Source organism: Marinobacter sp. (assembly GCF_048259445.1).
GTDB lineage: Bacteria > Pseudomonadota > Gammaproteobacteria > Pseudomonadales > Oleiphilaceae > Marinobacter.
Genome location: NZ_JBLXHQ010000002.1, coordinates 82,676 through 100,313, shown reverse-complemented (window position 1 = coordinate 100,313; position 17,638 = coordinate 82,676). Strand labels below are relative to the sequence as shown.

The 17,638-nt window shown below is 55.0% G+C and carries 18 protein-coding genes; 13 read left to right on the top strand and 5 right to left on the bottom strand.

Annotation, left to right across the window (positions count from 1 at the left end; all coding sequences use genetic code 11):
• The first annotated feature begins 38 nt into the window (after positions 1-38).
• From nosZ to ACN0RL_RS01865, 5 genes are all read left to right on the top strand, one after another.
• Positions 39-1,943, top strand: coding sequence for a TAT-dependent nitrous-oxide reductase (nosZ, locus tag ACN0RL_RS01885; RefSeq protein ID WP_417513122.1), 1,905 nt, complete (start codon positions 39-41; stop codon positions 1,941-1,943).
• Positions 1,944-2,152: 209 nt separating this feature from the next.
• On the top strand, positions 2,153-3,418 hold the full coding sequence (locus tag ACN0RL_RS01880) for a nitrous oxide reductase family maturation protein NosD (RefSeq protein WP_417513120.1): 1,266 nt from the start codon (positions 2,153-2,155) through the stop codon (positions 3,416-3,418).
• Entirely contained in the window at positions 3,418-4,350 is a 933-nt protein-coding gene (locus tag ACN0RL_RS01875; RefSeq protein ID WP_417513118.1) for an ATP-binding cassette domain-containing protein, read from the top strand. Before ACN0RL_RS01880 ends, ACN0RL_RS01875 begins: the two co-directional genes overlap by 1 nt.
• Positions 4,347-5,177 (top strand): ABC transporter permease, encoded by an 831-nt coding sequence (locus ACN0RL_RS01870; RefSeq protein WP_417513116.1) that lies wholly within the window; start codon positions 4,347-4,349, stop codon positions 5,175-5,177. The genes ACN0RL_RS01875 and ACN0RL_RS01870 overlap by 4 nt, the downstream gene beginning before the upstream one ends.
• Positions 5,178-5,236: 59 nt before the next feature.
• A complete protein-coding gene (locus tag ACN0RL_RS01865) occupies positions 5,237-5,827 on the top strand; it encodes a nitrous oxide reductase accessory protein NosL (protein WP_417513114.1) in 591 nt (196 codons plus the stop codon).
• Between the two features lie 43 nt (positions 5,828-5,870).
• Here the strand turns inward: ACN0RL_RS01865 and moaA are convergent, their stop codons facing one another.
• Positions 5,871-6,863 (bottom strand): GTP 3',8-cyclase MoaA, encoded by a 993-nt coding sequence (gene moaA, locus ACN0RL_RS01860; protein WP_417513112.1) that lies wholly within the window; start codon positions 6,861-6,863, stop codon positions 5,871-5,873.
• A 191-nt stretch (positions 6,864-7,054) separates the two neighbouring features.
• On the opposite strand from moaA, the gene ACN0RL_RS01855 reads away from it, so the two are divergent.
• Complete coding sequence (locus ACN0RL_RS01855) at positions 7,055-7,423, top strand: YbaN family protein (protein WP_417513110.1); 369 nt, start codon at positions 7,055-7,057, stop codon at positions 7,421-7,423.
• 29 nt (positions 7,424-7,452) lie between these two features.
• Positions 7,453-7,890: an RrF2 family transcriptional regulator gene (locus ACN0RL_RS01850; protein WP_417513108.1), complete on the top strand. Its 438-nt coding sequence runs from the start codon at positions 7,453-7,455 to the stop codon at positions 7,888-7,890.
• 61 nt (positions 7,891-7,951) lie between these two features.
• Here the strand turns inward: ACN0RL_RS01850 and ACN0RL_RS01845 are convergent, their stop codons facing one another.
• Positions 7,952-9,388, bottom strand: a complete 1,437-nt coding sequence (locus ACN0RL_RS01845) for a WS/DGAT/MGAT family O-acyltransferase (RefSeq protein WP_417513106.1) — start codon at positions 9,386-9,388, stop codon at positions 7,952-7,954.
• Between the two features lie 226 nt (positions 9,389-9,614).
• On the opposite strand from ACN0RL_RS01845, the gene ACN0RL_RS01840 reads away from it, so the two are divergent.
• Genes ACN0RL_RS01840 through ACN0RL_RS01830 form a run of 3 tightly spaced genes read left to right on the top strand, consistent with a single transcriptional unit; the run spans position 9,615 to position 11,619 of the window.
• A complete protein-coding gene (locus tag ACN0RL_RS01840; RefSeq protein ID WP_417513104.1) occupies positions 9,615-10,499 on the top strand; it encodes a bile acid:sodium symporter family protein in 885 nt (294 codons plus the stop codon).
• Positions 10,500-10,514: 15 nt separating this feature from the next.
• Positions 10,515-10,895, top strand: a complete 381-nt coding sequence (locus tag ACN0RL_RS01835) for a CidA/LrgA family protein (protein ID WP_417513102.1) — start codon at positions 10,515-10,517, stop codon at positions 10,893-10,895.
• Positions 10,888-11,619: an LrgB family protein gene (locus tag ACN0RL_RS01830; RefSeq protein WP_417513100.1), complete on the top strand. Its 732-nt coding sequence runs from the start codon at positions 10,888-10,890 to the stop codon at positions 11,617-11,619. The genes ACN0RL_RS01835 and ACN0RL_RS01830 overlap by 8 nt, the downstream gene beginning before the upstream one ends.
• Before the next feature lie 58 nt (positions 11,620-11,677).
• On the opposite strand, the gene ACN0RL_RS01825 is transcribed toward ACN0RL_RS01830, so the two are convergent.
• On the bottom strand, positions 11,678-12,154 hold the full coding sequence (locus tag ACN0RL_RS01825; protein ID WP_417513098.1) for a hypothetical protein: 477 nt from the start codon (positions 12,152-12,154) through the stop codon (positions 11,678-11,680).
• Between the two features lie 194 nt (positions 12,155-12,348).
• On the opposite strand from ACN0RL_RS01825, the gene ACN0RL_RS01820 reads away from it, so the two are divergent.
• From ACN0RL_RS01820 to ACN0RL_RS01810, 3 genes are read left to right on the top strand one after another with little or no spacing between them, the layout of a single operon-like run.
• On the top strand, positions 12,349-12,714 hold the full coding sequence (locus ACN0RL_RS01820; protein ID WP_417513096.1) for a PepSY domain-containing protein: 366 nt from the start codon (positions 12,349-12,351) through the stop codon (positions 12,712-12,714).
• Positions 12,714-13,385 carry a winged helix-turn-helix domain-containing protein gene (locus tag ACN0RL_RS01815; RefSeq protein ID WP_417513094.1) on the top strand — a complete coding sequence of 224 codons (672 nt, stop codon included), beginning with the start codon at positions 12,714-12,716 and terminating at the stop codon, positions 13,383-13,385. The genes ACN0RL_RS01820 and ACN0RL_RS01815 overlap by 1 nt, the downstream gene beginning before the upstream one ends.
• Positions 13,382-14,743 carry a sensor histidine kinase gene (locus tag ACN0RL_RS01810; RefSeq protein ID WP_417513092.1) on the top strand — a complete coding sequence of 454 codons (1,362 nt, stop codon included), beginning with the start codon at positions 13,382-13,384 and terminating at the stop codon, positions 14,741-14,743. The genes ACN0RL_RS01815 and ACN0RL_RS01810 overlap by 4 nt, the downstream gene beginning before the upstream one ends.
• On the opposite strand, the gene ACN0RL_RS01805 is transcribed toward ACN0RL_RS01810, so the two are convergent.
• On the bottom strand, positions 14,732-16,291 hold the full coding sequence (locus tag ACN0RL_RS01805; RefSeq protein WP_417513090.1) for a SpoVR family protein: 1,560 nt from the start codon (positions 16,289-16,291) through the stop codon (positions 14,732-14,734). The genes ACN0RL_RS01810 and ACN0RL_RS01805 overlap by 12 nt on opposite strands.
• A complete protein-coding gene (locus ACN0RL_RS01800) occupies positions 16,288-17,583 on the bottom strand; it encodes a YeaH/YhbH family protein (protein WP_417513088.1) in 1,296 nt (431 codons plus the stop codon). Before ACN0RL_RS01800 ends, ACN0RL_RS01805 begins: the two co-directional genes overlap by 4 nt.
• Between the last annotated feature and the right edge of the window lie 55 nt (positions 17,584-17,638).

Here is a 17,638-nt window from a genome sequence, read left to right as displayed (position 1 = left end):
AAATAGAACCGCCATTACCAATAACGGAGTTGGATGTTATGAAAAAGACAGATGAGTTTGAAAAGGACCTGCCGGAAAGCGGTGAAAGCGGTGAAAGCGGCCTGAGCCGTCGCCGTTTCCTGGGTGCTACGGCTCTGGCTGGTGCAGTTGGTGCTGCCGGCCTCGGCAGTGCTGTAATGACTCGTGAATCTTTTGCCGCTGCGGCGAAAGAAGCCCAGAACAAGATTCACGTAGGGCCGGGCGAGCTGGACGAGTACTACGGTTTTTGGAGCGGTGGTCATCAGGGCGAAGTGCGCGTTCTTGGCGTCCCGTCTATGCGTGAGCTGATGCGGATACCGGTCTTTAACGTTGATTCAGCCACCGGCTGGGGTATTACCAACGAGAGTAAGGACGTTCTTGGTCACGACAACAAGTTCCTGAACGGCGACTGTCACCACCCCCATGTTTCCATGACCGACGGGCGTTACGATGGCAAATATCTGTTCATCAACGATAAAGCCAACACTCGCGTAGCCCGTATCCGTCTGGATATCATGAAGTGCGACAAGATTACCCACATTCCTAACGTGCAGGCCATTCACGGTTTGCGCCTGCAGAAAGTGCCACACACCAAGTACGTGTTCTGCAACGCCGAATATATGATTCCGCACCCGAACGATGGCAGCGATTTCTCCATGGAGAACAGCTACACCATGTTCAACGCACTGGATGCGGAAACAATGGAAGTAGCCTGGCAGGTGATTGTAGACGGCAACCTGGATAACACAGACGCTGACTACACAGGTAAATACGCAGCCTCTACCTGCTATAACTCGGAAAAAGCAACGGATCTGGCCGGCACCATGCGCAACGACCGCGACTGGGTGGTGGTGTTCAACGTTGAGCGCATCGAGGAAGCGGTTAAAAATGGCGACTTCAAGACCTTGGGCGACTCCAAGGTTCCTGTGGTCGACGGCCGCGGAAAATCCAGGCTTACCCGTTACATTCCTGTGCCAAAGAACCCGCACGGTGTGAACACTTCACCTGACGGTAAGTACTTCATCGCAGCCGGTAAGCTTTCGCCTACCTGTACGGTAATCGCGATCGATAAGTTGGACGATGTGTTTGACGACAAAATCGAACTTCGTGATGTTGTTGTTGCCGAGCCGGAATTGGGTCTTGGGCCTCTGCATACTACCTACGATGGCCGCGGCAACGCTTACACCACGCTGTTTATCGACAGCCAGGTAGCCAAGTGGAACATCGCGGATGCCATCAAGCACTACAACGGTGAAAAGGTTAACTACCTGCGTCAGAAGCTGGATGTGCATTATCAGCCGGGCCACAACCATGCGTCGCTGACGGAATCCCGCGATGCCGATGGCAAGTGGCTTGTTGTGTTGTCCAAGTTCTCGAAGGACCGCTTCCTGCCGGTTGGGCCGCTGCACCCGGAGAACGATCAGTTGATCGATATTTCCGGCGAGGAGATGAAGCTGGTTCACGATGGCCCTGCGTTCGCCGAGCCGCACGACTGTATTATGGTTCGCCGTGATCAGATCAAGACCCAGAAGGTCTATAAGCGTGACGATCCGTACTTCGCCAGTGCCCGTGCGCAGGCAGAGAAGGATGGTATTACTCTGGAAACCGACAACAAGGTGATTCGCGATGGCAACAAGGTTCGCGTTTACATGACGTCGGTTGCGCCTATGTTCGGCTTGACGGAGTTCAAGGTGAAGCAGGGCAATGAAGTGACGGTGTATGTGACCAATCAGGATACCATTGAGGATGTGACTCACGGGTTCTCTATGGTAAACCATGGTGTGAGCATGGAAATCAGCCCACAGCAGACGTCTTCGGTTACATTTATTGCGGATAAGCCGGGCGTTAACTGGTACTACTGCAACTGGTTCTGTCACGCTCTGCACATGGAGATGACGGGTCGGATGTTGGTAGAGAAGGCCTGATTTAGATATGAAATCCGGGGCCCTGTATTGGGCTCCGGTATTTTTGACTTTGGAGTAGCAAGATACTGGAAGAGCGCTTTTCAAAACACGCTGTGGATACGTCCTTGTACGCTTGGCTCCGCCATCCCTGGCTCCGCACAGTTTTGAAAAGCGCTCTTCCAGTCTCTTGCCCGAATTTTGCAGTAGCTCTTAGTTCGAGAACTTATTTGATGCACCACATTTTGCGTTTAGGGGTGGCCCTGACAGTCGCCTTGCTATCGCTGACCGCCCGTGCCGATATTCAGCAGCAGCTGGATGCTATGGAGCCGGGTGCTAACTTTGAACTCCCTTCAGAAAACCTTTCGCCGTTGGTTATCAAGGTGCCAGGGGTGACTGTGGCCTGTCGTCCGGAAACACTGATTGACGGCGGCGGCTCGGGGAATGCGGTTGAAATTCAGGCAGAGGGTGTAACGCTCACCGGCTGTCGTATCCGTAATTGGGGTACGGATCTGAATGAGTTGGATGCGGGGGTGTTTGTCAACCGGGAGGCCCGTGGTGCCACCGTGGAGAATAACGATCTTCAGGGCCAGGCGTTTGGTGTCTGGCTGGATGCTACGCCGAATGTGACGGTTAAGAACAATACCATTCGCGGCGATGTTTCTGTGCGTCCGAATGATCGGGGTAATGGTATTCACCTGTTCAATACAACCGGAGCGTTGATCGAAGGGAATGATATCCGTGAGACGCGGGATGCGATTTATATCGAGACGGCTAACGGGAATGAGATCCGCAATAACACTATGTCGGATCTGCGTTACGGCATTCACTATATGTATTCGATGGATAACCGCCTGGAAGGCAATGTGACCCGTGGCACCCGCACAGGTTATGCGTTGATGCAGAGTAAGCGGCTTACGGTGATCAACAATCGGTCCGAGAATGATGAGAATTACGGCATTCTGATGAACTTCATTACCCAGTCGGTTTTGCAGGGGAATGTGGTTTCGGGGGTTTCGCAAGGCCAGACAGCCGGTGTGTCGGTTTCCGGCGCAGAAGGTAAGGCCGTGTTTATTTACAACTCTTTGTACAATACCTTTGAAAATAATGTGTTCCGGGATAGCGGCGTGGGTATTCACTTGACCGCAGGATCGGAAGACAACGAGGTTTTTGGTAATGCTTTTATCAACAATCAGCGCCAGGTGAAGTACGTGGCGCTGCGTACCCAGGAGTGGTCGAAGGATGGCGAGGGCAACTTCTGGAGTGATTATCTGGGGTGGGATCGCAATCAGGATGGTGTTGGCGATGTGCCCTATGAGCCTAACGACAATGTTGACCGTTTGTTATGGACCTATCCGGAGGCCAAGATCCTGATGTTCAGTCCGGCGGTGGATACTCTGCGCTGGGTTCAGGAGGCGTTTCCAGTAGTTAAAGCCGCGGGCGTTACTGATTCACACCCGTTGATGAGTCCGCCCAGAATGTTACAACCGGAGTCCTGATGAGCTGTTTTCGTCTTGAGAATGTGAGCTACCGGTACGATAAGGCGCTGGTATTGAACGGCGTTGATCTGCGCCTTGAACCCGGGGAAATCCTTGGGCTCTTTGGCCATAACGGCGCCGGCAAAACGACAAGTATTAAGCTGATACTGGGTTTGATGACGCCGTCTCAGGGTAAGGTATCGGTGCTGGATGGCGAAGCGGGCGACCCCAAAATCAGCCAGTACATCGGTTATCTACCGGAAAACGTGATGTTTTATCCGCAGCTGACCGGCCGTGAAATCCTTGCGCACTTTGCCCGGCTGAAGGGCGCAAATCTGCGCCAGGTCCCTGAGTTGCTGAGCCGGGTGGGGCTTGAGGATGCCATGGATGCCCGGGTTAAAACCTACTCCAAAGGTATGCGTCAGCGTCTCGGGCTTGCTCAGGCCCTGCTTGGTAAGCCGCGTTTGTTGATGCTGGACGAGCCGACAGTGGGGCTGGACCCGGTAGCTACAGCCGATCTTTACCGTTTGCTGCGCAAACTGCGGGATGAAGGTACTGGCATTGTTCTTTGCTCCCATGTGCTCCCCGGTGTGGAACCTTACATAGACCGTGCGGCGATTCTGACTGATGGATCTCTAAAGGCCGTTGGAGACCTCAATTCCCTGCGCCGGCAGGCAAACATGCCGATAACTCTTTCCCTGGAGCCGGAGAACAGTGTGGCGGAGCTGGAAGCGGTCATAAATGGTGCACAGGCGTCTGCAGGTCTGATGGTGCGGCGTGATAACGGGCGGTTGCACGTGGATGTCAGGTCGTCGGAAAAAATGGCGCTGGTCAGAACCCTGGTGGCATCGGGCGAACTGCGTGACCTGGGTATTTATCAACCAACACTGGAAGATGTCTACGTGCACTTTATTGGTTCCGGCGGTCTTGCCCATCGCGGAGGTGCCCAATGAACAGTATCTGGACCATCGCCCGCAAGGAACTCAGCGACAGCATGAGAAACCGCTGGCTGGTTGCCATCGCTCTGGTCTTCGCTACCCTTGCTCTGGGCATCGCCTGGTTTGGCGCAGCGGCTTCGGGCCAGGTTGGTTATGCTTCGACACCGGCAACCATTGCCAGCCTCGCCAGCCTGGGCATTTTCCTGATTCCCCTTATCGCTCTTTTGCTGGCTTATGACGCCATAGTGGGTGAAGAGGAGGGCGGTACGTTGTTGCTGTTGATGACTTATCCACTGAGCCGCGGGCAGCTTCTGTTCGGCAAGTTTCTCGGGCATGGGCTCACCCTGGCGTTGGCTACGCTGATTGGCTTTGGCGTTGCCGGTGTGGCTATTGCTTTGCTGGTGGAAGACGTTGGCGTTGGCGCACTCGCTGTTGCCATGCTGCGCTTTATTGTTTCGACCACACTGCTTGGTTGGGGCTTCATTGCACTGGCTTATGTGGTAAGCGTGCGGGTAGGTGAGAAGCCAGTTGCCGCTGGTCTGGCGCTGGCTATCTGGTTCTTTTTCGTGCTGGTTTTCGACCTGATGCTGCTGGGTATACTGGTTGCCAGTCAGGGCGAGTTCAATCCGGACCTGTTGCCCTGGCTCCTGCTTCTTAACCCTACAGACATTTATCGCTTGCTCAATATAGTTGCCTTCAGTGATGGCGCTCAGCTCAGTGGTGTCCTCAGCCTTGGTGCGGACTTGCCCATTGGTCCGTCAGGGCTCTGGCTGGCACTGGTACTCTGGTTTGTTATTCCCTTAACCGGCGCTTGGGCATTGTTCCGCCGCCGTCGTATCTGACGTTTGTCAGTCTGACTCTGGCCACGTGATGGTTGGCCAACCCGATTCTGGAGAGCTTGATGAAATTTTCTGGTTTTAAATGTCTGCCCGCCTTGCTGATGTTTGCGGTGTTCCTGGCCGGTTGCTCTGGTGAGGCGGAAAAGGTCGCCGAAAAGCCCGCCCCGGTGCATATTGAGGATGGCGATGAGTGCCACGTATGCGGCATGGCTATCACCCGTTTTCCGGGGCCCAAAGGCGAAGTCATTACCGAGAAAGAGCAGGCAGTTCGCAAATTCTGCTCCACTCGAGACATGTTCGCCTGGGTACTGCAGCCAGAGAACGTAATGCGAAAGCACACCCTGTACGTTCACGACATGAGCCAAACAGAATGGGCCAGCCCGGACGACACAGCCCTGATCGACGCCCGTGAAGCCTTCTTCGTAGTCGGATCAGAGCGCAAAGGTGCCATGGGCCAGACACTGGCATCCTTCGCCACCGAGTCGGCGGCACATGATTTCATGATGGAGCATGGCGGTAAGGTGTTGCAGTTTGGCGCGATCACCCTTGAGCACTTGAATACAGATATGCCCATGGGTGATATGCATGGAGATATGTCTGGAGAGCAGCATGGAGAGATGCATCCTGACATGAAACATGGCGATGAGCACTAAGGCCTGACTTTTCTCCAGAGTGTGCGGCGAGTGCCGCGCTGCCTCAGCCCCCTGTCATATTCATGAAGCGCAGAATCTGAACGTCGCCATTGCTGGAGAAATGGTGGCGCTCCGGCTTGAGATCCATGGAGTCGATAATGGTTTGCCGGAGTTTGTCGTTGGTTACCGGGTGGCCACGCAGAACTCGGCGCAAGTCAACCGAATGCTCGTTACCCAGGCATAGTAACAACCTGCCCTCAACCGTCACCCTTACGCGGTTGCAGGTGGAGCAGAAATTGTGGGAGTGAGGAGAAATAAACCCCACCTTTATGGGGCTGTCTGACATTCGGTAATAACGGGCCGGCCCACCGGAATCTTCCGGCGTGGGAATGAGGTCGTGATGTTGGCGGACGATGTCGCGCACTTCATCACTTGTACACAGAGCCTGACCACGATCGTGCTCGGAAATTTCCCCCAGGGGCATTTCTTCGATGAAGGTAATATCGACATTTTTCTTGCGGGCAAACTCGATCAGGTCAGGAACCTCATGGTCATTCCCGCCTTTCATTACCACGGTATTCAGTTTAATGCCCTTGAATCCGGCTTCTCTGGCGGCATCGATACCATCGAGAACCCGGGACAGGTTGCCAGTACGGGTAATGCTCGCGAACTTGATCGGATCCAGTGAATCCAGGCTGATGTTCAAACGCTTCAGGCCCGCTTTGCGAAGGGGCTCTGCCATTGTGGGCAGCTGGCTGCCATTGGTGGTCATGGCGAAGTCGTGCAGGCCGTAGGTGCCGATCTCGCGAACCAGCTCGAGGATGTCCTTGCGAACCAGTGGTTCTCCGCCGGTGAGCCGGATTTTTTCCGTGCCCAGGGAAACAAAGGTTCTGGCCACCCGGGCGATTTCCTCAAGCGTCAGAACCTGTTGCCGGGGCAGAAAAGTCATCTCTTCCGCCATGCAATATACGCAACGGAAATCGCAGCGGTCGGTAACGGACAGGCGAACATAATTGACGGTTCTGCCAAAACGGTCTGTCAGCTTGCTCTGGGACATCTGTTTCTTTCCTGTAACTGCTGGTCGCGCTTTTACGAATTGAGTATAGACCAAGTATCGCAGAATCACCCTGAGAATCCGATACCCCTCGCGGGGTAAGGCGGCTGGTATTTTTTAAGTCGTCACGGAAGACCTGTTCGCTGATTAGAGGTATAATAGATGAAGGATTGAACAGTTTAGAGGTGTCCGCTATGGCAGGGCGATCCGGTAAAGCCGGTTTTAGAGTTCTTGCGTACATATCGGTAGGGTTTGCGGCCGTTGGTGTTGTTTTGCCCTTACTGCCTACCACACCGTTTGTGCTGCTTGCGGCATTTTTTGCCAGCAAGGGTTCTCCGGCTTTTGCCAGCTGGATTGAGGAACACCCTTCGTTCGGGCCTGCCATCAGAGACTGGCGCCGGAACCGGGTCATACCTTTAAAAGCGAAGGTGCTGGCATGCAGCATGATGATGCTGAGCTGGGGTTTGCTCGTCGTTATGGGAGCCGCCGGGGCAATATTAGCTGTATCAGGTATTTTTATGGCGGGCGTGGCTAGTTATCTACTGACCCGACCTTCTTACTGACCGCCTTCACCGAACGACCGGAGTGTTGAATGCACATTACCCGCTACACCGACTATTCACTGCGAGTGCTGATATACCTGGCGGCGCAGGGTGATCACCTGACGACAATTCAGGAAATCGCAGACAGCTACGATATATCCAAGAATCACCTGATGAAAGTGGTGCATCAGCTTAACAAGAAAGGTTACATAGAGACCGTCAGAGGCAAAAAGGGCGGTATGAGGCTGCACATGGCGCCGGAAGACATAAACGTGGGCGTGCTGGTGCGTGAAACCGAGCATGACCTCAGCATCGTTGAATGCTACTCGGGAAACAACACCTGCAAAATCACCCCGGTTTGTGGCCTTAAGCCTATGTTCGGCGAGGCCTTGCAGGCGTTTCTTTCAGTGCTCGATAAGTACACTCTTCAAGACATTGTGAAGGATCAGTACAAGCCGCAATTATTAAGGCTGCTGCAGATCGCCTGACCTTTATCGGTGCGGCGAACCGGGAACGGCGGCCCGAGAACCGGGGCGCCGCACACCATGTTCAGGCCTTTCCGCTTTTGTTCACCCGCGCTCTTTTGGGCTTGGGCGGGAGAATCAGTTTTTCCAGATCATCCAGCGCTTCTCCGGTAAACACCGCCAGTTTTTGCATGCTTGGCAATGTGTCACGGCAGCCGGTAAATCCGAAATTCAATGACCCCGCATAGCTCAGGCAGGTAATGTTCAACGCGCCGCCATGGGCAATCAGCGAAACCGGATACATGGCTTCCAGCTTTGCGCCTTCGTAGTACAGGCTTTCCTGCGGGCCAGGAACATTTGAGATGGTCACGTTGAACACAGGGCGCATGCGCCCGCCAAGGCCTGACATTAACTGGAGGATGTACGGCGACATTAACAGCATGGTGTACTGATTCAGAGCGCTTTTCGGAAGCTTCTGCAGGTGTTCTTTTGCCCGACGGCTGGATGATTTGATGCTCTGCAACCGTGTAAGAGGGTCCGCCTCGTCTGTGGCAAGCGAAGCGATCATGAAACTGATCTGGGTGCCCGTGCCCTGATCATCCGCCGGACGGATATTTACCGGAATGCCGGCGGTCAGCGGAGTATCAGGAAGATCATTCTGCTCCAGCAGGAAGCGTCGCAGCGCCGTACCGCAAAGATAAAGCACAATATCATTCAGTGACGAGTCGGATGCGTGGGCAAGCTCTTTAAGGCGATCAAGCTGGTAATGCTGCGTGGCAAATCGACGCTGGCCGGTCACGCGGTGATTGATCTTTGAAACCGGCCCTCTGAATGGTGGCGTCAGGCCGTCTTCGGGGTGGCGCGCCGAGTGCACGAGCCGGGTGCCTGCCTGCCAGAGCGTAGGCGCCATATCGGCTTGTAACTTGATGGCATCCAGAGCCTGTGAGAATGCCGCAGGGATGCTTGCTTCTGAATCGCTTTTATTGCCCCGCCGGCGCTCTGGTCTCATCGACCAGGGCGGTAGCATATCCCGCTCTTTCGGGTCAGTACTGAGAACCCGCTGCAACAGGCGTACGCCACTGATGCCATCGATCATCGAATGGTGCATCTTGGTGTAGAGCGCAAAGCGGTTGTTCTCCAACCCCTCAATAACATGACACTCCCAGAGCGGGCGGGCGAAATCGAGAGGGTTGGAATGCAGGCGTGAGACCAGAATGCCGAGCTCCCGCTCACCACCGGGTTTGGGTAGTGCAGAGTGGCGCACGTGGTAATCCAGATCGATATCTTTATCGACCTTCCAGGAAGGTGCCAGCAGCCTGCCGAGAAAGCCGGACCATGCCAGTTTGTAGCACCAGGGCGGGGCGATATCCCCGGTTTCTTTCATGCTGGTGACCATGTCGCGCAGGAAAGTATCGGTGGCGCCTTCCGGCAATGAAAAGATCTGCATGTTACCCACATGCATCGGCGTGTCTTCAGATTCTACAGCCAGCCAAGAGGCATCGAGCGTTCCCAGACGTTTCATTCCTTGTGCACCTCTGCCCTGTCCGGGCGTGAAAATGGGACTTTATAATTGTTGATTGTAAGTATACGGGTTACTGTCTTTGCAGACGATCTTCGATGTGAAAAAAATGTCAGTTCTGCAGGTAAGGGTGGTTTTATGAGTTGATATTGCCATGCTCCCGAAAGCTGGCCCGTTGTGTTACTTTCAAAATAATGAATTAATAAAAACAACGACATCCGGAGGCACTGTGGAATCCAGCCCACTTATCTCTGCAGGACTGCCGATCGCACTGTTCATCATCATGATTGGTATAGGTATGACACTGACCTTTCGAGATTTTCGGCAGGTAGCGATTTATCCCAAAGGCATAATTGTCGGCACTGTTGCCCAGATTCTGTTGATGCCTCTGGTGGCTTTCGCTCTGGCGTCTGCGCTGGCGGTACCACCGGCTATCGCGGTTGGCCTGGTGATAATAGCGGCCTGTCCTGGCGGAACAACCTCGAACCTTTTTGTTCTGCTTGCGCGGGGTAATATTGCGCTATCCATTGTGCTGACAGTCAGTGCCAGCCTGATCACCATCCTCACGCTGCCATTGTTTGCCAATATCGCGCTTCAGTTCTATATGGGCACCGAAGAGAATATCGTGCTGCCAGTATGGAAAACCATCGGCATGCTTATTGGTATCGTGCTCTTTCCCGTAGCGATCGGCATGCTGGTGCGGGCCCGTAAGCCGGATGTTGCGCGCAAAGCGGAAAGCATCGTCAGCGTGTTTGGCGGTGTTGTGCTGGCCCTGTTGATCGTGGTGCTCGTTTACGGAGTTCGGGATCAGATCTGGGAGCTGCTGAAGCAGGCGGGGCCAGCAACCATTCTGTTGAACGTGGTGGGTATTTTTATCGGCCTGCTCGCCGGTCGTATCACCGGGTTGACCCAGCGAGAGTCCCTGGCGGTGGCCGTGGAACTGGGCGTTAAAAACGGGACCATTGCCCTGATGGTCACACTCACGCTGCTGGAATCCAGCTCCATGTCCATACCTGCTGCGGTATACGGAGTGCTGATGTTTCCGATCGGGTTTCTGCTCGCTATATACGGTCGGCGTATTATTCCTAAAACCATCCCGGGCATTGTTGAGTAATCGGAGGACAGGGCCGTGCAGTTTCTTAATGGTATTACCCTGCTGCTGGTCTATCAGCTGGCAGGAGAAATAATCGTGCGTATGCTCGGCGTGCCTATTCCGGGGCCCGTGCTCGGTATGGTTATGCTATTTGTCACCATGATGGTTCGTGGGCGGGCGCCCGAGTCCGTTGAACAGGCTTCTACCGCGCTACTCAGTCATCTTTCATTACTGTTTGTCCCTGCCGGTGTTGGCATGATCACGCACTTTGGCCGGATTGCGGACGAATGGCTGCCCATTACGCTCGCGTTGCTTCTCAGCACGGTTATTACCATGGTGGCCACAGCGTTGATCATGCAGCACACCAGTCGCTGGTTTACAAAGCCAGCGCAGGTACAAGGGCAGAACGATGAATAATCCCGGGCTGAAGGATATCTGGGTCTATCTGTCAGCGACTCCCTTGCTGGGGCTTACGGTCACTCTGGTGGCCTACGGCCTGGCGTATCGGTTTTATCTGAAAACCAACTCCAGCCCGCTGGCGAATCCGGTGGTTACGTCGGTGGCCATGCTGATTGCTCTGTTGCTGGTTTCTGGCATCTCCTACAACGACTATTTTGCAGGCGGACAGTTTGTGCACTTTCTGTTGGGGCCCGCTACAGTAGCTCTGGCGGTGCCGCTTTATCAGCAGTTTTCGAGGTTGCGACAGCTTTGGTTGCCGGTACTTGTATCGCTGATCTGTGGCGTTGGAATCGCGGCGGGTAGTTCTGTTCTGCTGGCTCGGCTTTTTGGCGGCTCATTGGAAATCCAGATGTCCCTTGCGCCCAAATCCGCGACCGCTCCTGTGGCTATGGGCATATCCGAGAAAATCGGTGGTTTGCCTTCACTGACAGCGGTTCTGGTAGTCATTACTGGTATTACCGGGGCCGTATTAGGTACCAAACTGTTTGAGTGGATTGGCGTAAAAGATGACACTGCGAAAGGCATTGCGATGGGCGTTGCGGCCCACGGTATAGGAACCGCGAGGGCGTTTCAGGTGAGCAACCGGATGGGAGCGTTTTCGGGGCTGGCAATGGCATTGTCTGCCTTCGCAACGGCGCTGGTGGTGCCCTGGATGGTGGACTGGATTCAGGCGCTGTTCTAAAAAAATCAAGGCGTGCTGCCGGGCATGCCGGCAGTCCCTTGCCGGTAACTATGCGGGATTAAGAGCGGTCGTCTCTATCCACCCTTATTGGTTCCATGCTGCCGCTGCGATAATCAATTTCCAGCTCCTGACCGTCAGCGTTATCTCCTTCCACTTCAATATCGCCTTTGGTGTTGATTTTGATTTCCTCAATCCGGCTCATGCCCTGCTGCACGCTGGCATCAATGTAGTCTGCAGCCTGGGTGGCGGATAGGCCCCAGGGGCCGTCGGCCCGCTTGCGGCGCTGTTCTTTACGGATAGAGCCGTCGTTGTTTACATCAATCTCCACGTACCAGTCTTTATCAACCCAGCCTTCGATTTCCATGCTGCCATCGTCATTACGGTCATCTTCCAGTTCAATGCTGTGGAAGTGCGAAATGCCATAGTCTGATCCGATCTGGATGGCTCGCTTGGCGTCATCAATGGTTCCGGATGCGAAAGCCTGAGGTGCTGCAACAAGGCTGGCGGCAAGTGCGGTTGCGATAAGTGTTTTCATGGCATTTCTCCTGACTCGTTGGTCACAATGTATCTGTTAATGGTGCGTTACAGTGTTTGCCTGAATGCGCTCCCGGTAGCGCCTCCTGTGGGAGGTCCTCCTGAACGTTGAGGGTATCTTAGGTAAAGGCTGCTTGCAGGAGAGTGAGTGTTTTGTTCATGGTTCATTCATGTTGACTCTGACAGAATGAAAGCATGAAACATCTACCCTTCTACATGCTGAAACTGATCATTCCCACCACGGCGTTCATTGCTGCGGCGTTTGCCGTTGTCTTATTTCTGGCCGACCCAGCGTCGGCATCCGCGGATGAGGATTGGCGCAAGCTTCATGAAGACGTGCAGGCGGGTAAGATAAAATCCCTTGGTGAAATTCTGGATAGCCTGCTGCGCGACTGGAACGGGCAGGTAATTGATGTGGAGTTTGAGCAGGACGATGGTAAAAAGCTTTATGAAATCGAACTTCTGGGCCCTGACGGCCAGGTGGTTGAGTTCGAAGTGGATGCGGTAACCGGGGAGCTTATCGGCATTGAGGGCACCAACATCAACGGAATGAAGCGCTAATGAAAATTTTGCTGGTAGAGGATGATCAGCCACTGGCCCGGGGGCTTGCAGCTTCGCTTGAGGATGCGGGCCTTCTGGTGGAAATCGCAGGCGATGGCCGCACTGCGGATTTCCTGATTAGTACGGAACGCTACGATGCAGTTATTCTGGATCTCGGGCTGCCCGATGGCAATGGTGTTCAGTGGTTGTCCGGATGGCGCGAGCAGGGTATTGAGCTGCCGGTCCTTATTCTGACCGCGAGAGAACGCTGGTCAGATAAAGCTGCTGGCTTTTCTGCTGGTGCAGATGATTACGTTACCAAGCCTTTCGAGACGGCCGAAATTCTGTTCCGGTTGAGAGCTCTGGTGCGCAGAGCTCACGGCCATGCCCACCCGGTCATTCGGGTCGGGGATATTTCCCTGGACACTCACAGTGCCCAGGTAAGCCGCGCCGGCATGCCGGTACCCCTGACGGCCCAGGAGTTCAGGCTGCTTTCCCACCTTGTTCATGCCGCGCCCCGGGTGGTCAGCCGTACGGAGTTGGCCGAGCACGTATATGACGGCGATACGGAGCCGGACTCCAATGTCATTGATGTTCAGGTGAGCCGCTTACGGCGGAAACTCGGTAGCCAAAGTATTGAAACCCTGCGCGGTCAGGGCTACCGGATGGCTGCGGATAACGAGGCATCATGACTGTGACAGACCGGCTGCGTCGGCTTCCCATTGCTACGCGAATGCTGGTCTCAGCGCTGGTTCTTGTTGTTCTGATATTACCGGCCGCTGGCGCCTTGCTGTCATGGAACTTTCGGGAAGCAGTGAATACGGCCTTCAACGAACGCCTTGAAAGTCTGCTCAATGTGGTGATTGCCGGGGTCAGCTACGATGTCCGGCAAAATGCCCTTGTAACCAACAGGCAACTGGGTGATTCCCGTTTCGATCGTGTGTTTTCAGGCTGGTACTGGCAAGTTCGTGATGAGAATGATCGGGTGCTTACTTCCCGATCATTGTGGGATCAGCGGTTTGCTGTTTCACATGAGCCCGGCATAGCCTACCGCACAGTGACCGGCCCCAGAGACAAACAGCTCCGATTGCTGGAGAGGGACATACGCCTTCCCAACCTTAACGACATTCTGCACGTTCAGGTGGCCGCCAACCTTGATGAGGTAGAAGCGCAGATTGCCCGTTTCCAGACTTTGCTGTGGCTATCGCTGGCGACCCTTGGTGGTCTTCTCATTGTGCTGATTGGTTTGCAGATCCGCTGGGGCCTTGCGCCCCTGCGGCGGATTGAGCGAAGCCTGAAGGCGGTAGAGCAGGGTCGGCAGCCATCCATTGAGACCGACCTGCCCAGGGAGCTGGCACGGCTGGCAGATGCGATCAACACCGTGCTGGAAAGAGACCAGCGCTTGATGGAGCGGGGTAGAACCGCAGCGGGTAATCTGGCCCATGCTTTGAAAACTCCTGTCGCTGTGCTGGGTACCCTGGCTGAACGGTTGCCTGAGCAGCAGAAGATGGCAATGCGTGCGGAGCTCAAACGCCTGGACGAAGCGGTAAGGCACCACCTCACCCGTGCTTCTGCAGCTGGCCCGGTGGCGCTGGGCGCTGAACAGGACATCGGTAGGGTACTTGAGCCCGTTATTGAGGGCGTCCGGCGCCTGGCAGGCAGGCGTGGCCTGGCGTTTCAGAGTAGTTTGCCGCAGGGGCTTAAGGTGCGGATTGATGCTCAGGATTTACAGGAGCTTGTTGGCAACCTTGTTGAAAATGCAATCAATTGGGCCGGAAGCGCCATAAGCCTGACGGGCACTGTTGACGGGGGGTGGCTGGTATTCAGCGTCGCCGACGACGGGCCTGGCATGTCGCCGGAAATGCGTCAGCAGGCACTGAGCCGGGGCGGCAGACTGGATGAGACAAAATCCGGCTCCGGCCTGGGGCTGGCCATTGTTATGGAGCTTGCCGCTTTGCACGGCGGCGAGCTCCGGCTGGAAAACAGCCCTGAGGGTGGCTTGCAGGCAGAGGTGGTTCTGCCTCTGACACATTTGAAATCAGGAGCCTAGCGGAGGCGCGTGCGGGCAGTGGTAATCTTCCATCACAATCCCTTCTTCCACGCTTTCCAGATGCACATCAAAGCCCCAGAGCCTGTGTGCATGACGCAGCACTTCTTCCGTATCTGTACCCAAAGGCACTCTGTCTACGGGCACGTGCCGGAGCATCAGCGAACGGTCGCCGCGTAAATCCACGTTCCACACCTGAATGTTGGGGTCCCGATAACTCAGGTTGTACTGGCGGGCAAGTTTCTCCCGTAGCACGCGATAGCCGGGCTCGTCGTGGATGGCGGTTACCATGTAACTGTCTTCCAGATCATCATCCTCAATCGCAAACAGCTTTAAATCGCGCATCACCCTGGGCGAAAGGAACTGCAGTATGAAACTCTCATCCTTGAAGTTGGCCATGGCAAAATGCAGGGTTTCAAGCCAGTCGGTGCCGGCGATGTCTGGAAACCATTCGCGATCCTCATCGGTGGGCGCTTCACAAATCCGCCGCAGGTCAGTGAAGATGGAGAACCCGAGGGTGTAGGGGTTGATACCGGAATACCAGGGGCTGTTGAACGGAGGTTGATACACTACCGCGGTGTGGCTTTGCAGGAACTCCAGCATGAAGCCATCGGTGACCAGGCCCTTCTCGTACATCCGGTTCAACAGGGTGTAGTGCCAGAACGTAGCCCAGCCTTCGTTCATCACTTGAGTCTGGCGCTGCGGATAGAAATACTGGGCCAGTTTTCGCACAATGCGGATAATCTCCCGCTGCCAGGTTTCCAGCAGCGGCGCGTTTTTCTCGATGAAGTACAACAGGTTTTCCTGAGGCTCTTCCGGATAGCGTTTTTTGCGTTTTACCGGGTCTTCATCCTCCTCCATTTTCGGGATGGTGCGCCACAGATCGTTTACCCGGCGCTGCAGGTAGTCCTCTCGTTCTTCCTGGCGCAGGGCTTCCTCGGCAGCAGATATCGGGGCGGGTCGTTTATAGCGGTCTACGCCGTGGTTCATGAGGGCATGGCAGGAATCGAGTATTTCCTCGACCGCATCCACGCCGTAGCGCTCTTCGCATTCAGACACATAGTTCCGGGCAAACACCAGATAATCAATAATGGCGCTGGCGTCTGTCCATGTGCGAAACAGATAGTTGCCCTTGAAGAACGAGTTGTGGCCATAACAGGCATGGGCAATCACCAGCGCCTGCATAGGCAGGGTGTTCTCCTCCATCAGGTAAGCAATGCAGGGGTTGGAGTTGATCACTATTTCATAGGCCAGACCCATCTGCCCGCGCTGGTAGCCTTTGGATGTACTGAGAAACTGCTTGCCGAACGACCAGTGATTGTAGCCAACCGGCATGCCAACTGAGCTGTAGGCGTCCATCATCTGCTCGGCGCTGATCACTTCAACCTGGTTGGGGTAGGTGTCGAGACCGAACTCGGCGGCGCACTTGGCAATTTCTTCATCGTATTGCCGGATCAGCTCGAAGGTCCATTCCGAACCGGTGGAAACCGGGGTGCGAATTTCCGTGCTTTCATTGCCCGGCATGTTGGGTCGGTCGATTGCATTGCTCATGCCGCTTTCCTCTCAAAAAGCCGGCGGAAGACCGGGTAGATCTCGCCGGGGTCGGCAATTTGCTGCTGGGCGAAACTCTCCGGGAAGCGCTCCTGCACCCGCTCATATTCGTACCAGAGCATCTGGTGGTCCTGGGGCGTAATCTCCACGTAGGCGAAATACTGCACCAGAGGCAGGATGCTTTCGGTCAGCAGCTTGCCGCACACGGGGGAATCGTCGTTCCAGTTGTCGCCATCAGACGCCTGGGCGGCGTAGATGTTCCATTCTGCCGGGGAATAGCGGGATTCGATGATCTTGTGCATCAGCTTCAGCGCACTGGATACAATGGTGCCACCGGTTTCCCGGGAATAGAAAAACTCGTCCTCATCCACTTCCTTGGCACTGGTGTGGTGGCGTATAAACACCACATCAATCTTTTTGTAATTCTTTTTCAGGAACAGGTACAGCAGGATGAAAAACCGCTTGGCGGTGTCCTTGTGCATCTGGGTCATGGAGCCGGATACGTCCATCAGGCAGAACATGACCGCGCTGGTTGCCGGTTTCGGTTGCTTCAGGTGCTGGCGATAACGCAGGTCGATTTCATCAATAAAGGGAATCCGCTTTACATTGGCTTTCAGCCGGGCGATCTCGTCTTCCAGTACCTTGATCTGATCTTCATGGCTGAACGCTGCATCCAGATCGGCAGGAGCAGATTTCAGGTCGGCAAGCTGGGCTTCCAGTTCACGAATCTTCTTTTTGCGGGCGCCGCCAAGGCCCAGGCGACGGGCGTGGGCACCGCGCAGTGATCGAACAACGTCAAGCTTTGCAGGCACACCCTGAGTGCTAAAGCCAGAGCGCACATAATTGAAGGTTTCCGTATCCTTGAGCTTTTTACGGACAAGGTTTGGAAGTTCGAGATCATCAAACAGAAAGTTCAGAAACTCTTCCTGGGTGATCTGGAAGGCGAATTCATCCATGCCTTCGCCGTCAGGGCTGGCCTGACCCTGGCCCTGACCTTGCCCGCCTCCGCCCTCTGGTTTGGGCAGCCGGTCTCCGGCTACAAATTCCCGGTTACCCGGATGCACCATTTCACGATGGCCACCCTGGCCATGATGGAAAACGGGCTCGTCGATATCCCGCGTGGGGATGCTGACACTCTCCCCACGCTCTATGTCCGTGATCGAGCGCCGATGCACCGCATCAGAAACTGCTTTCTTTATGTGATGGCGGTAGCGGCGCAAGAACCGCTCCCGGTTCACCGCGCTCTTGTTTTTGCCGTTCAGCCGTCGGTCGACAATGTGGGTCATACCCATAATTCACACTCCACTTACACGTTCGGGGCAAAGATCGCAGGCTCGCTTTCCGAGC